General features: G+C 60.1%; 12 protein-coding genes. 2 read left to right on the top strand and 10 right to left on the bottom strand.

The window, feature by feature from the left end:
* Window positions 1-25 precede the first annotated feature (25 nt).
* The 9 genes from ACVIJ6_RS25130 to ACVIJ6_RS25090 all read right to left on the bottom strand — a co-directional run bounded on the left by ACVIJ6_RS25130 (window position 26) and on the right by ACVIJ6_RS25090 (window position 10976).
* Complete coding sequence (locus tag ACVIJ6_RS25130) at window positions 26-784, bottom strand: hypothetical protein (protein ID WP_456774903.1); 759 nt, start codon at window positions 782-784, stop codon at window positions 26-28.
* A 68-nt stretch (window positions 785-852) separates the two neighbouring features.
* Window positions 853-1215: a DUF6915 family protein gene (locus tag ACVIJ6_RS25125; RefSeq protein ID WP_456774902.1), complete on the bottom strand. Its 363-nt coding sequence runs from the start codon at window positions 1213-1215 to the stop codon at window positions 853-855.
* A 10-nt stretch (window positions 1216-1225) separates the two neighbouring features.
* Window positions 1226-1831 (bottom strand): DUF6878 family protein, encoded by a 606-nt coding sequence (locus ACVIJ6_RS25120; RefSeq protein WP_456774901.1) that lies wholly within the window; start codon window positions 1829-1831, stop codon window positions 1226-1228.
* Window positions 1800-3926: a ParB/RepB/Spo0J family partition protein gene (locus ACVIJ6_RS25115; RefSeq protein ID WP_456774900.1), complete on the bottom strand. Its 2127-nt coding sequence runs from the start codon at window positions 3924-3926 to the stop codon at window positions 1800-1802. Before ACVIJ6_RS25115 ends, ACVIJ6_RS25120 begins: the two co-directional genes overlap by 32 nt.
* Window positions 3927-4660: 734 nt before the next feature.
* A complete protein-coding gene (locus tag ACVIJ6_RS25110) occupies window positions 4661-6697 on the bottom strand; it encodes a GAP1-N1 domain-containing protein (protein WP_456774899.1) in 2037 nt (678 codons plus the stop codon).
* On the bottom strand, window positions 6682-7563 hold the full coding sequence (locus ACVIJ6_RS25105; RefSeq protein WP_456774898.1) for a TRAFAC clade GTPase domain-containing protein: 882 nt from the start codon (window positions 7561-7563) through the stop codon (window positions 6682-6684). The genes ACVIJ6_RS25110 and ACVIJ6_RS25105 overlap by 16 nt, the downstream gene beginning before the upstream one ends.
* Window positions 7563-8570, bottom strand: coding sequence for a TRAFAC clade GTPase domain-containing protein (locus ACVIJ6_RS25100; RefSeq protein ID WP_456774897.1), 1008 nt, complete (start codon window positions 8568-8570; stop codon window positions 7563-7565). The genes ACVIJ6_RS25105 and ACVIJ6_RS25100 overlap by 1 nt, the downstream gene beginning before the upstream one ends.
* Before the next feature lie 13 nt (window positions 8571-8583).
* Window positions 8584-9678, bottom strand: coding sequence for a hypothetical protein (locus tag ACVIJ6_RS25095; RefSeq protein WP_456774896.1), 1095 nt, complete (start codon window positions 9676-9678; stop codon window positions 8584-8586).
* Window positions 9678-10976, bottom strand: a complete 1299-nt coding sequence (locus ACVIJ6_RS25090; protein WP_456774895.1) for a metallophosphoesterase — start codon at window positions 10974-10976, stop codon at window positions 9678-9680. The genes ACVIJ6_RS25095 and ACVIJ6_RS25090 overlap by 1 nt, the downstream gene beginning before the upstream one ends.
* A gap of 646 nt (window positions 10977-11622) precedes the next feature.
* On the opposite strand from ACVIJ6_RS25090, the gene ACVIJ6_RS25085 reads away from it, so the two are divergent.
* Both ACVIJ6_RS25085 and ACVIJ6_RS25080 read left to right on the top strand, forming a co-directional pair.
* Window positions 11623-12183, top strand: coding sequence for a hypothetical protein (locus tag ACVIJ6_RS25085; RefSeq protein WP_456774894.1), 561 nt, complete (start codon window positions 11623-11625; stop codon window positions 12181-12183).
* A 14-nt stretch (window positions 12184-12197) separates the two neighbouring features.
* Entirely contained in the window at window positions 12198-12941 is a 744-nt protein-coding gene (locus ACVIJ6_RS25080) for an AbiU2 domain-containing protein (RefSeq protein WP_456774893.1), read from the top strand.
* Here the strand turns inward: ACVIJ6_RS25080 and ACVIJ6_RS25075 are convergent.
* Window positions 12938-13729 (bottom strand): hypothetical protein, encoded by a 792-nt coding sequence (locus ACVIJ6_RS25075; protein WP_456774892.1) that lies wholly within the window; start codon window positions 13727-13729, stop codon window positions 12938-12940. The two genes, ACVIJ6_RS25080 and ACVIJ6_RS25075, sit on opposite strands and share 4 nt — an antisense overlap.
* Window positions 13730-13997 lie beyond the last annotated feature (268 nt).

Genomic DNA, 13997 nt, shown 5'->3' with positions numbered 1-13997 from the left:
ATGCCAAAAAGTGAGGAAGGGATGGTCAGGCAGGGTTCGCCTGCCGCCGTTCGGCTTCGCGTATCGCGGCCATGGCGGCTCGGTAGACCGCCGAGCCCCGCTCTTCTCTGAGATCGGTCTGCTCCACCACGAGGAGGCAGCCGGCGCGGATGTCGGCGTCCGTGACGGCACCGGCGGCGATCGTTGTCAGTGTCTCATCGGCTTCGATTATTCGACCGATCTCCGGGCGGACATGCTCTTCACTGAGGCACAACAGGACATGGTTGCCGAAGCCCGGGGCGGCTGCAGCCACGCCGTGCGTGGCCTCGTCCATGAAATCGGAGAGAATATCCTCGGTGCTTTTACCCCTGATGGCGTCGGCGGTAATGAGAATAGCCATACCACCGAAGCCATCAGGCCGCATCCTGGTGCAGGTGAACGCGGAGACTACACTGACATGGTCCAGCGTCGTCGATCGTTTGACGATGTCCTGGAAGATGAAGTCCCATGACGTCATGCTGAGATCGAACTCTACATCGGAGTCATCCTCCCCGATGTTCTTTATGTGGTCGAAGACGAAGGTAGCGGTCTCGCTCGCAACGCCGTCCGACTCCGCGAGCGCGTTGCGGAGGGTTTCGATCGGCAATTCGATCTGTTCGGCCGGCATTATCTCCGCGAAGAAATAGAGCCCGTCGCCGTCAGGTTCACTCTCGAAGATCTGCATCAGCAGCAACCGTTCGAGCGGTGTCATGTCGGCGTTCGGAATGGTGGGTTGAACGACTGTGGGGGAGAAGTAGTCGGCCATATCGGATCTCCGGAAATGCGAAAGCCCGACACGAAGCCGGGCTGATCGGGTGAAGGGTGAGAAGGTGGTCAGGTGACGGACGCAAAAGGATCGACCTGCCGGTGGATCGGCTGGGCCCGGCCCATCCAGGGTTCGGGGCGGATGCAGCGCACCCAGTCGGCGAAACCAGGGATGAACCCGAGGTCCTCGATAACGTGCTGCTCGCCAATCAATCTGACCGGAACGACACAGCCGGTCGATATCGTAATCGTCGCGCCGAAGAAGCGCTCCAGCATGAAGATTCCTTCGGCGTGATGACGCAACGCGCGATGACGGAAGTCGGCGGTGATCGCCTTCGACTCGTCGAACCATTGATGCAGCGGTAGATAGTCGTCGGCCTCCCCGCCCCATTTGCGCAGCGAGGACAGCGCATGGTGATAAGGATGTCCCATTGTCGCCTCCTCAAAATTCGTTGGTGAAGTGTTCGGATGACGTGTATCGCTCGTTGTAGTCGAGCTTGATCGTCCGCTCGGCGACGTCGAAGGTGAATGCGCCATAGGCGCCGTCGTCGATCTCCCAACCGGAGTGAACCTGTCGGAGGAAATCATAGACCAGCGTTTCGATGGCCTCGCGAACGGTCAGGGTCTGGCGCTCGATCTCGGGGCTTTCCCAGATCGTACGCGCAATCTCGATCCGGTCGGAGGGCAGCAGAATGGTTCCTTCCCCGGGCTCGACGTCAATGCGTTCGATCTGGCCGCTGTCGCCGTAGCCGTCGAACAAGACGGTGACGGTCTCGATTCCAGCGGCAGCGAGCGAATCGAACAAGACGGCCTTGTTGGCAGATCGAGTTTCCTCGGCGCGGTACACGTATTCGCGCTGCTTCTGGTCGAAAGCAGCGCCGTCAGCGGCTGGCTCGGGTGTCGATTGCAGGTCGGTCATAGTGGTTCTCCTGATACGGAAAAAGCCTGGCACGGTGGCGGGCTCGTCAGTGAAAATGGGAATTGCGGGGCGGCCGAAGCCACCCCGCAGGCGTGGACTATTCGGCAGCGACGACGTGCGGCTGTTCATCGTCGGCGTCGGCGGCAGCCTCATCGTCATCGGCGAGGAATTCAGGCAAGGCCTCGACTTCACCGTCGGCGTTCTGCTCCACGGCACCCACCTCCATGAGACGGAGCGGCTCGGGTAGCCAGCCCGTACCATCGAGCAGCCGTTCGGCCTCCCGGGCCATGTCGCCTTTCTTGAGGTGGTCGATGAGCTGCACGGATTGCTCGCCTTTGGCCTCGCGCACGGCTTCGAGGATGCGAGGCTTGGTGACTCGGCCGAGATAGTTGTCGACGTTGGGCTTCCAACCCGCCGCCACCATGTCGAGTCTGACGGCACGAGCCAGGACATCGGCCTGATCGAGTCGGCGGCGGACACTATGCGCGGAGACGTGACCTCCATTATAGCGATTGGCCGGCTCATGGAGTGCGTTGACCGCGGACGATGCGCAATGTGCGAACAGCGCGGCTTGCTCCTTGCCGTCAAACGCCGCCAGGACGTCCCACAAGTCGCCTTCGCCCTTGGGCAGCCGGGCTTTCCATCCATCGTGCCTGATATCGATGGCTTCTGCCGCTGCGCTCTCCTTCAGACCCGGCGCTTGTGCCGGGAATGTGGGCATCCGGATCGAGATCTCCAGGCAGCCGCTCATTGAGGCGAAGCGATAGAACGTCGCCAGCACGAAATTGTGCAGCACCGCCTGGAAGGCGACGGCCGGATCGTTTGCCAGTGCATTGCGCAGTGCCAAAGTCCGATGTGCGGTCAGCTCGATGACGAGCCGATCCGGCAGCGGCCTGATGGTGTCGTCGTCCTCCTCGTCCTCGACAGGTTCGGCGGGTGCACCGCCAACGGTGATGACTGCACGCTGGACCGAACCATTGGTCCTTGGTCCGGCGCTAGTCTCGCCATCGCCCGATGGCTCGCTCTCGGGATCGACGACGGTGGGTGCCTCATCCTCCGGCCGCACGTAGCCGCGGTCGATCGACAGCAGCCCTTCGGCATCGATGCTGACGAAGACGCCGGCGCGGGCGACCTCGGCCGGATCGTAGACGAGCGATCTGGCTTCGAAGATGGACCGCGCCGCTTCGATTTCTCCGAGACGCTGATCGATTGCGTCAGGGAATTCGTCGGCATCCTGATAGTCCGCCTCGATCTTGGCATACTCGGCGTTGAGGGCGTCAAGCGTCGCCCGCTCGTCCTCCGTCAGATCGACCGGCTCGCCGCCAAGCTCCCGCAGGCCGCTGGTGTGACCGAAGGGGAAGTTGAGGGCCAGCGATATCCACTTCCAGCCTTCGGCCGCGATCGTCTCAGCCTCCGCCTTCAGTTTCTCCGTGACCAGACGTTCGAGGAGCGGCACGTCCTGGAGCCAGCCGCCATCGTCATGCTCGAACAGATCCCGCATAACGGTGCCGCCGGACTGCTCATAGGCATCGAGCCCGATGAATTGAGCGCGGCGGTCCGAGGCGCGGACGGTGTTCTCCGTCAGCATCCGCCGGATCTGGTACGGCTCATCAAGCTGAGAGCGGTTTACATTGTCCCAAATCTGCTCCTGTCGCGCCTGATCGGCGGTCACGGAGAAGGCCATGAGCTGCTCGAGGGTCATGCCGTCGTCGGCGTAAACCTCATGCAGCTTCGGGGACACTGACGCGAGGCGCAGGCGCTGCTTGACGATCGCCGGCGTCACAAAGTGTCGAGCAGCAATCTCTTCCTCACTCATGCCGCCGTCGCGCAAACTCTGAAACGCGCGGAACTGATCGAGCGGATGCAGGCCGACCCGCTCGTCATTCTCGGCGAGGGAATCGTCCTCGGCGATGCCACCGTCCCGGACCACGCACGGCACGGGCTGGGTCTTTGCCATACGCTTCTGCTTCACCAGCTGTTCGAGCGCGCGATACCGCCGCCCGCCCGCCGGCACCTCGAACATGCCGGTTTCCTGGCCGTCGGCATCGACGACCGCACGAACGCTCAGGCTTTGTAGCAGCGTGCGCTGAGCGATGCTCTCTGCCAGTTGATCGATCGAGACGCCGGCCTTCACACGGCGGACGTTGGACTGGCTGAGCACCAGCTTGTTGAAGGGAATATCGCGGGAAGGACTGAGCTTGATCTTCGAAACGGCGCTTGCCATGTCGGATTCTCCATGACGGGCGGCCGGGAGACTCTCTCTCGACCTCCAACCCGTCACGAATTCTCCGCGCCCCTCTCACTCTCCGAGCGCAGAAGACCGAGCAAGCGCAAGGGCTCAGGCGGGCGCCAGGAGGGCCGAAGGCCCTTGGCTTTCGATGAAAAGAGGGCGTCTGTGCCGCAGCGAAGCGAAGGCCAGTCGGCAGTCGCGAGACCGGTTAAAAAGGCACCCGAGCTCGGGGCAGTGATAGCGACGCCGGAATGAAATGACGGCGGGACCCGAGAGCGAGTGCCTCCGGCGAGCGACACAATATCGCGCGAGGGATCGTCACCCGAAGGGCCGAGACAGACGTTCCGCGCCTTCGCGGCAACCGGCTGGCTCGGTGAGCGGCAAGCGAATAGAGCCCGGTCGGCAAGGCCGACGCGCCAAATATCATATTGAAAAACAGACGAATTTTGTCCGTTTTTGCTTATGACGCTTTGCATTCCAGAGTTTCATATCCTCACCAGTCGACGGCCCACTCTATTTCGCCCATTATTTTGGACTTCGCGTAATGAACCTTATGCGAACCTGCTCGATGCGGAAGATCTCGGGCTCCTTGCTGTAGCGGTCGGTGAATTTCCTGTAGTCCGTGAGGAGGATTCCTGCATTGGGCTCAACCCCCGTCAAGTAACCTTCCTTCCAACTCGCGGGATCGGCGGTGCCGGGCGTGCGGCCGGCCGCGGCCGGAGAAGCGTCTAGGACAGCAAACGGTCGATCTCGGCGACCCTCTGCCTTTTAGTTTCTGTCGTGGAGCCAGTCAGGCTGTCACGCACCCGTTTCAGGTACTTCGGCCCGCGCCAAAGGTCAGCAACCCTAACCGCCAGTTCTCGCCAAAGAGCCGGATCATCGACCACGGTGCCGAACTCCAGCGGATCCAAATCGCGCTCGACAAATCGCTCAGCCACAACCTGTCGAACCCTCCAGCACCGATCCCATTCGCGCCAAGGCGCCACCCAAGGCAGCCTTTGGTACAAAAGCCTCCAGCCTGCAGCGGGCATCCGACCGTCGGCCAAGGCTCTGTGCACCGTTTCCAAGGAGCACTTCATCAAAGCGGCTGAGGCTTCGGATTGCCAGCCCAGTGCGCGCGTCAGCAGGAAGGCTCGCAGATAGTCCTCATCCTCGGGGCCAACTCTGCCCGTCGCGCGCCTAACTGCCTCAACCCACGGATCAATCCCGCCATCGTTTCCTGCGGCGTCCGGATAGGTTGCGCGCGCGAGAGTAACCAGAAGCGGCATGAAAGTCAGCTCTCGGGACAGCAGGGCCTGGGTCAGGTCGCTCTTCTGGTTGCTCAAAGCGCGTAGCCATGAACCGAGCTTTTCCTGCTCGAGCCCCGGCCCTATTTTCTCTAGGGCCTTGATCAGTGGACGGGCACCAAACTTCTTGAGCGCTGGATCAGCCTGGACGACCCCACAGGCCATCATGCTGGCTACGATGTCGTCAGCGCGGTCCGCCGCTGATGAAGCCAACACTTTCTCGACGTCTAGTCCCGAAATCGCCCAGAAACGCTCGGACCGGAATAGATCCTGACGCCGCATTGTGATCTCGGCCGCGACGGAAGGCTGTTTTTCAATGCCGGCCAAAAGAGCGCTCTCATCCAGCGAGGCGAGCGTGGCTTCCATAGTGTCGGCCAATGGGTCATTTTCTGAAATTGCATCCACGAATGAGGCAGGCTGCCGACGCCAAAGTTCCGCGCCTATTCTCTCGGCGATCGACTTATCAATGCCCGCATCTGAGCGAGCACTGCTCAGCACCAACTGAAAGCTTCGGTCGTCAATGTTCTCGATTTCCTGCGCCAACCTACCCACAATCAACTGCCGGGCTGTCACGGCTTGAGACGGCCCGATCTCTTCCAGCGCGGCGATGGCGCGTGGAACCTCGGCCACCGACGATTGCCGATGCACGAAAGCGAAAATTCTGCTGAGAGGACGCATCGCGCTTCGGCCTCCGGCGACTTCCCCTCCACTCTCCCGCAGAAAACGGCGGAGACCGAGGACATCCGGATTCAGTAGATCATCGACGACGGGATCGAGGTCGGCTTCTAGGGACTCTGATGTAGGCACTTCGACATCAACGATCCTCATGCGCGGAATCCGATCGGCGCTCGGGACGAGTTGGACGTCGAAGGTTTCGGTAGGAGTCGAGCGATCGCTCGACGTAAATGTGCAGAACCTGAAACTTCTGCGAAGTCTTGGCCATTGCTGCATCCAAAGCTGAATGACCAAATTTTCGTCGAACCCGGAGTCGAGCCCCCCCACAATCTTCCGTTTTGGATGGCCATAAACGGCGCCCGCAAGTTCGCCTGCAGCTATTGCATCCGAGACACTCGGATCGACTGACGTCGAGTCGGTGACACGCAAATCCTTGTCGTAAGGTCCCCGCGTTTTCGATTCCGGTCGCTTGAATAACGACAAGATCGGCGATGCGGAGCGCAGCGCTGCGAGATCTGAAAAGTCTATGAGGATCGAATGGGTCCATACGCAGCCGGGACGAGACATCTCCGGCGCCGGCCAAGTCCGCGCGACCACATACTTGGCGGATTCGGACAACGGATATCCTGTGAGGTATCCGTCGATCGGAAGTTTGGTTCCCCCGCCGGAGGAATCGCTGAGAATCAACATCGTTCTGACGTCGCGGGCTGGCAACGACGCCGACCCTGCAAGAAGTCGATGTCCTTCCCCGTAGCCGTGCAAAGTCTGCTGAAACGTGAAGGCGGACGCTAGTTCATCAGCCATTCGAGGGGCTCTGTCAGATCGTGGGTTTCGGAGCCGGCGAAAAGCAAGCGGATTCGTTTCGACGCCAGGTCGATTTCCCTCAGACGCTCCGTGTCCTGGCGCGGCTTCGCAGACGGATTGTTCTCATCGTTCTCGTCATAGTCCCCACCTTGAGCACTTAGGCCATATGTGCGGAACTTCCAGCCGTCACGGCCACTTTTGAGATATTGGTCGAACATCGGCAGCTTAGCGGCCTGAAAATCGACTGGCGAGAGGTTCTCTCCCTCAACTTTATCCCAGGCGCCGATCATGACAGCGACACGGCGCGGGCCCCGGTCGAGCGGCGTTCGCATGAAGTGTTGCAGCAAGTCGATCAATTGGACCTGGGTCGGAGCATGCTTGGGCCTCCATTCAGTCGGCTCCTCCTCCACCGGCTTGTCTCCAATTTTTTCCTTCAAGGCCGCCCGTTCCGTGATCCAGGCAGGCGCACGGATCTTGTCACCATTCAGCAAAAGCATGATGTTTCCGGAACTCAAATTGTGGGCCAGGCCCTCGTCTAGTTTTCGTTCTTCCCACATCCGCCGGTATTCCTCGCCCGGAACGTCGGGGAACGCCACGCTGATATTGCGGGGTTGGCCGTCCAGCAGATTCATGCTGACCGACTTCATCCCTGCGATCTGCGTCCGGCCCTGCTCCTTGGCGTTCCGCCATAGCTTTACGATCTTGTTGAGATAAGCGTAGTCCTGATTACTCATCGAGCCATAGCGCAGCCTTGTTTCCATTTCTCCGCTCTGGATGAGATGCCAGAGGGCCGCAAGGAAAGTGGTCTTGCCGGATCCCGGCAAGCCGACAATCGAAACGCCAGGCCCATTATCCGGAGTATTCATTATTCTTCCCTCGCCGTCAGTTCCGAGAAGACGCGACCGTCCGGCGCCGGACGCTGCGGGAAAGGTTCCGGTTGTGACGCCTGTAGCCAGAAACTGAGCAGTTGCGCCAGTCCATCACCCCGCTTCACCGTCATGTTCTTTGGTGAAGCCGTCGTGATGAACTCCCGGATTTCGCGAAAATCACCCGCGAACTTCTGCTTCAGGGAAGCGACGAGCCTCTCGAAGTCAGAGGCCGCAACCGCCGCCTTGTCCGAGCTGCAAACGGCGTCGTTTTTCGTCAGGACGATCGCCATCTGGGGGCGACGAACGAACGTACCCGCTTCCCGCAGCGCCTGGACGATCGGCGCGACGGCGCCCAGCACATCATGCCTGGTCTTTGGGTCGCAAAGTCGGCTTCCATCGACCAGGACTGTCACGGTGTCGGCGCGACGCAGTTCGAACATCGGTAGCGCATTGGATATTTCATCGGCGACCTCTTCGTACTCCTCGCCTGATCGGTCGGCGAGCAGCAGCGCGACGGAATCGTCATTGCCGGGCATCTTGACGTCGAGGTGATAAAAAGCCACCTCCCCTCGCTCTGTGCGGGGAGAATGGGCGACACCGCGCTTCGAAGCCACCCTCGAGTCGTGACAGACTTGTTCGAAGCCGTGCAGCGTAGACGAACCGGCAAATGAAACGCCCGCGACCAGTCCTTCCTGAAACAAGTCGTAGATGCCTGCCAACATGCTGGTTTTGCCGCAGTCGAAGCCACCGATGATTGCAATGACGCGGGAGTGGGTCAGCCGCAGCACGCTGGAGGCTTGAACTGCATTTAGTGTCGCGCCTGTTTCCAAATCGATGCCGGCCTTCGCCGGCGAGGCCGCTTGCGTTTCTTCGCTGGAAGCCGACTGGGCTTGAGGCTGTTTGCCGTAAAACTGGCACTTGTCAAAGGCGAGACCTTCGACGCATTTCTTGTCTACGGAAATCCGACAATCTGGATTGGAACACGTTAATTCCACCGTGCTCATCGTCGGACTCGCCTCATTCGTAGGTCAGAAAAAGGCGTTCGCGATAAAACAGTTCACCGAGCAATAACGGCGACACGCCCTCGTCCTCGCTCAACCCGGTTACCGCCGACCAACTCTTTGCCCAAGCGTCACGATCACCGGTCTCCACCCGCTTGTCCAAAGCAAAGTGGATGGGGGAAGTGACGGGCGACGCTGAAATTGGACTAATCGTTGACGCGGCCCATTCGTCTGAGACGGCGTTGGCGGCGGCAACAACGGACAATTTGCCGCGGGACTTCAGGCCCGCCCGCGACATTAGCGCTCCGATGGCCAACGGACCGGGACTTGCTACCGTTCGCCCAATCAGTTCTCGGGCAAAAACGAGCGGCTGGATTGTATGATCGACCTTATCGAACGGAAGATTCAGATCGATACTGCGTTCACCCAGAAGCCACCACAGCATCTGCAACTCTTCATCCGCCACGCGCATGTAGCTGCCCATCTTGTCAATCGACGAGTTGAACCCAACGACCGTGGTTCTCAGGGCGAGGTCGGCAGCATCCTTTAGGGTCGTAAACAGCGGTTCGAACGATGGAGGATTGTTAGGCTGTGCGGCGGTCAAGTCCGGCTTATAGGCGATTTCAGCAATGGCAACTTTCAAGGCCGCGAGGTCCGGCCGTGCGCGGCGAGCGGCGCCCAAATCCTTGATCGCCTGCTCTGCCAATCCCACCAAGTCCATCGGAAGCTGGGGCTTGCGAGCGCCGCCGAAGGCTGTGGTTGTGACCGCGAGTTGCGCGAGTGAGTAAGACTTGAACAGTTGGACGAGAGTGCACGCAGCAAGAACCTGGTTTTCCCGTCCCGCTCCGGGATCATAATTATCATCGGCCTTCTTAAACGCGTTGTGGAACGCCTGGAGCTTTTCGGCCAGTTTTGGGTCCTTGTGCCCGGCAGCCGATGCCTTGGTGTCGAAGGCGAGTCTAACCAAGACCTCGATGGTCGCCCTGGTGGGCGATGCGGCAATCTGGTCGATCCCAGTCCATCGCGCTTCTGTTGATCCTTCGACCAGCGAAACCTCGCCATACCAGCGGGCAAAGTCTGGATGCATATCAGCGACCTTACGTTCGGCCATTATCTACCCTCCCTCTCGGCAACCAATTCGGCCAGTCGTTCCAAAAGGTCGCGTTCCTTTGCCCGTATCAGCGCTTTGCCATATCTCTCCGGCTCCGGGAGAGAAATCTCGGCCGTGCTGATAAGCCCTAAATCGAGCGCAATGCGCCGTCTGTCGCTGGAATCCAGATCCCAGAAGCGACTGACGATGTTGCGATTGACCTCGTTTCCCATCGCGGCCTCCGCATCTGTTGGAGTAGAAATCGCCGGTATCGGTTGAACGCCGGCCTGCCCGCCCGATGTCGCAAGACCAAACGTTGCAACTGCATCTTCAGGGAAAGCAATGGTGTGCCGGAAGACGTCTTCGTTACCCGAGGTCTTGATGGGGCGGAACCCTTCCGGATTTGACTGGTACGTGAACTGGTGCGTTTCAATCGACAGCTTCCTGTCTTTAGCGGCGCCCAGGACGTCGATGCGGACCAGATTGTAACCCGGCTCGTACTGTTTCTCATGCCTGGATGGATTAACGGCGCCTGCGCCCCATCTCACGAAGTCGGTGTCTTGATGCACGCGCTGGCGGTGCTTGTGGCCAAACACCTGGAACGTGGCCCGCCGGTTCAATGCGTCCTCAACCTCATCACCATCAATCAACCAGTCGCAAGGGTGGTGACACATGATCATGTTGACGACGTTCGGAACGGGATCCAGAGCCGTCTGCAAGGGACTGACGTACAGCGAAGGTCTATCGTCGTCGTTGCCGTCCCGGCCAGACAATATGGTCGACGTCAAACCGTGGATCCGAAGCTTGACCGTGGGGGAGAGATCGAGATCCTGCTTCCAATAGAGACGCCCGGGATAGATCTGGCATTGCATCGGCGCGGCGAAGTCATTGTAGGCGGCGTGGCCATGCAGAAGCGCCGCGGCAGTTTGAGCATCAGCCAGTTGCGCTGAAAGAGCGCTCTCACGCCAGTCCGGCTTCTCATCCGCAATGGCCCGCTGGGCATTCCGGGTGCTCATCGCCCGTGAGATCGCGACACGATCGATATCGTGATTGCCAGGTATGACCAAAATCGGGCCGGTGACACATCCGCCGTCGTTGGCCAACTTGAGCAGCCACTTCTTTGCCTCTCCATATTCCGCGGGGTCGCCCTTAAAGGCCACGTCACCACCAACCAGTATGGCATCGACCATTCCGAGCAACGCAACCTGAGACGCCAAATGTCGCTCGAGACGCGTCCGGACGCCCCTATCAGGATCCATATCTGGATTCAGGCATTGCGGAGCTTGAAAATGGATGTCTGAAATATGCAACAAAAGCATTTTCTTACAATTCCTGAGGCGCTTACCCAATTGTTGAAACAAACCTGATGAAGTAGGGCAAGCCTCCCAAATTCGGGCAGCCGACGTTCGCACAACTCACTGGGATTCATCACAAAATTTGGATCTTGACCGTGATGGCCGTGTAGAAAGGGGCCGCCAGCGAACATATGTTCCACTACGGAACATACAAGATCTGGATCAATACCTCAGGTTGTTTAGCGTCCTATCCCGTCTTTCCACAACCGCGAACAGTCGACGCTTCAACCAAGCGGGCCGGAGCCGTGGGCTTGCGTTTCCATACCCGGCGGCACGACACCGCAACGGGGCCCTAACGCCCTCGGACACGGTCGCGGCGGGTGAACACCCGCACCTTGCCCCGATCGACGTGCACCTACACCCGGTAGCCGTCGAACTAGATCTCATGGGCCCACCTGTCGCTGGCCGGGGCCTTGGCCTTCAGGGTCGGGAGCAGGGGCTTGATGAATCTCGGCATCTCGGCGGCAGGCGTCGCGCTCGGCACCAATGCGGGCCGAAAACCGGGTACTCGTCCTGCGCTTACGCAACGCCATCTGGGACTCAGATTCATTCGGGCCCGGTCGGTTCCGGCCCGAGGTGCTAAGATGGCATGGTTTCCTCAAGGATTCGTATGCTGCAGACCGTACTCGACCACCTGGACAAGATCGTGCGCCCGGCCATCCGCGACTACGTGGCGGCGGAGAAGGCGCTGGACGTCGCGCACGCCTCGAAGGACCAGTCGGCCATTGCCGTCACCCGGGACAACGTGATGCGCCTGGCCAGAACGGCGGCGATCGAGACCCACCACCTGCAAGACGTCATCCTTTCCAACCTCAGGCCGCAGTACGCCAGGATCGAGGACGTCAGGAACGCCGCGCGGTCCGTATGCGTTTTCGCCCGCGGCACGATCGCCGTCACCGACACCGATTTGCTGAAGGACACGGCCGACGCCATCAAGCATTTCGAGATGAGCCGGATTAGCTCGGATGTCGCCCGCGCCGATGACGTGCTGTCGATGAGCAACGGCTACGGCGAAATGCGCTACGGCGAGCAAAAGTTCGGCGGCAAAGAGCAAGTGAGCATCAAGACCAAGGACGGCCATAAATACTCGCTGCTGTGGGTCATCCACAACAGCTACGACGCCTACATGAAGATCCTCGGCCAGCCGGAAAAGCCGCTCGGCCAGTTTTAGAAGAAGTCGAAGAAATGACGGAGACCGACGAGGCCCCGCTCCCGTCGCCCGACGACCTGGAAGCCGAACTCGAGACCTTCCGGATCGACGAGGAGACCGCGCAGCAGTTTTTCTTCGCCTACCTGGGCGTCAGGGATCTGACCGCCAGGCGGCCCGACGTGCTGGCGGCAGTGAACCGCAACCCGATGTTCTGGAAGACAACGCACTACTCCATGTTCGTCTCGACCTTCATCTGGCTGGGCCGGATGTTTGACCAGCAGTCGGCGCACAACGTGAATCTTCTGCTCCGCATGGTCGAGCGCAACCTGCCGACGCTGAATCGCGACGCTCTACGCGACCGCAAGGCCAAGGTCATCACGCCTGAACAGGCGGCCGAATACGTTGCCTCGAAGCACGAGATGACGATCGACGATGTTCGAGCCCTCCGGAAAGAGGTCGCCGAGTGGCGCAGGATCTACGAACCTGTCTACCGGCACATCCGGGATCACCTGGCCCACAACAAAAAGGGCATCTCTGACCTGGATGCTTTGCTGGCCATGACCAACATCCAGGAGATGAAGCGAATGTTTGGGTTCTTCCACGCGCTGCACGAAGGGCTGGTCGAGCTCTATCTGAACGGCCGCAATCCACTGCCGCTGCCGGATGTCACCTTCGTCCTGCCGCCGGACCCCAAGCCGCAGCGACAGTATCACCCCGGTGAGAAAGCCTTCCGCGAGGCACAAGACGCACTGCTGTCGATGCTGCCGCAGGCCGGCTAGACCGCCGCGCTTCGCGTCGCGATCTCGGTGACCATAGCCTGGATCTCGTCGATCTGCGTCCGGTCCGTCTTGGTGCCCCAGAAGTGGTCAGCCCAGTCTGCTTGCGCTTTCAGATATGAGAGCATCATCTGGTAGTCGAGGAGCGTCTTTTCCTCGAAAAAGCGGAACTGCGCGCCGGCCTGCATCATGATCTTCGCGAGCTCCGACAGCACGGCGTCGAGGGACTTTAGCTCGAAGAACGGCCCCACGATGCCGAGGTCACTGCCGGCGGCCGTCAGCAACTGGAATCCCTTGTAGGTCGGATGCGACCCGAGCTCGCACAGCAGCCGGTAGGCCGCCTCGCGCTTGCCCTCGGTGAACCCGTCGCGCTCGTCGAGGGCCGTGCGCACCTTCCAGGCGCCGAACATGTTGTTGCGCTTGCGCTCGTCGCATTTGCGCCAGACGGCGATCTGCGACCGGTTGGAGTGGAAGTAATCCAGCAGGAACGTGGTCTCGAGGATGTCGCGCATTACCATAACAGTCGACTGGTAGTAGCCGGACATGAGCAGCTTCATGGCGGACGATCCGGAGTTGAAGAGCCGGATCCCGAGAAACTGGATGGTGAGCTCGTCCTGGTTGGTGTGGACGTGCCGCTTGACCAGATAGTTCAACATCGTCATCGACTGCTCGATCATGGTCGCGTGCCGCGACAGGTCCTCGAACGCACATATCGAGGCCTTGCTCATGCCTCGGATCGCGTTCTCGCCGACCAGCAGGTCGTCGAAGTTCTCTAGAAACGTGGGATTCACTGCGGTAGCTCCGTTGCCGCACGGCATTTTGCACCCGCCGAATGAAGCCGGACAGCAAAAAGCCGCCTCACCCCTTGGCGCTGCGGCTTTCCCCTCTTTAGAGGGTGGTTGCTATCAGATACGCAATGGCCAGGACGACCTGCGGATCAACGGTTAGTTCGAACTTCAAGCGAAGCTCCTTTCTATCTGGAAGCTTGCAAGCTAATTGCGATTGGCATCGCGCGATGCCGGCTATTTTCGGTGACTTGCGGCCACAACTCGTCTGAAA

It is taken from the genome of Bradyrhizobium sp. USDA 4369, assembly GCF_054056435.1.
The sequence above is the reverse complement of the archived record's forward strand: the minus strand, read 5'-3'. Positions and strand labels throughout refer to the sequence as shown.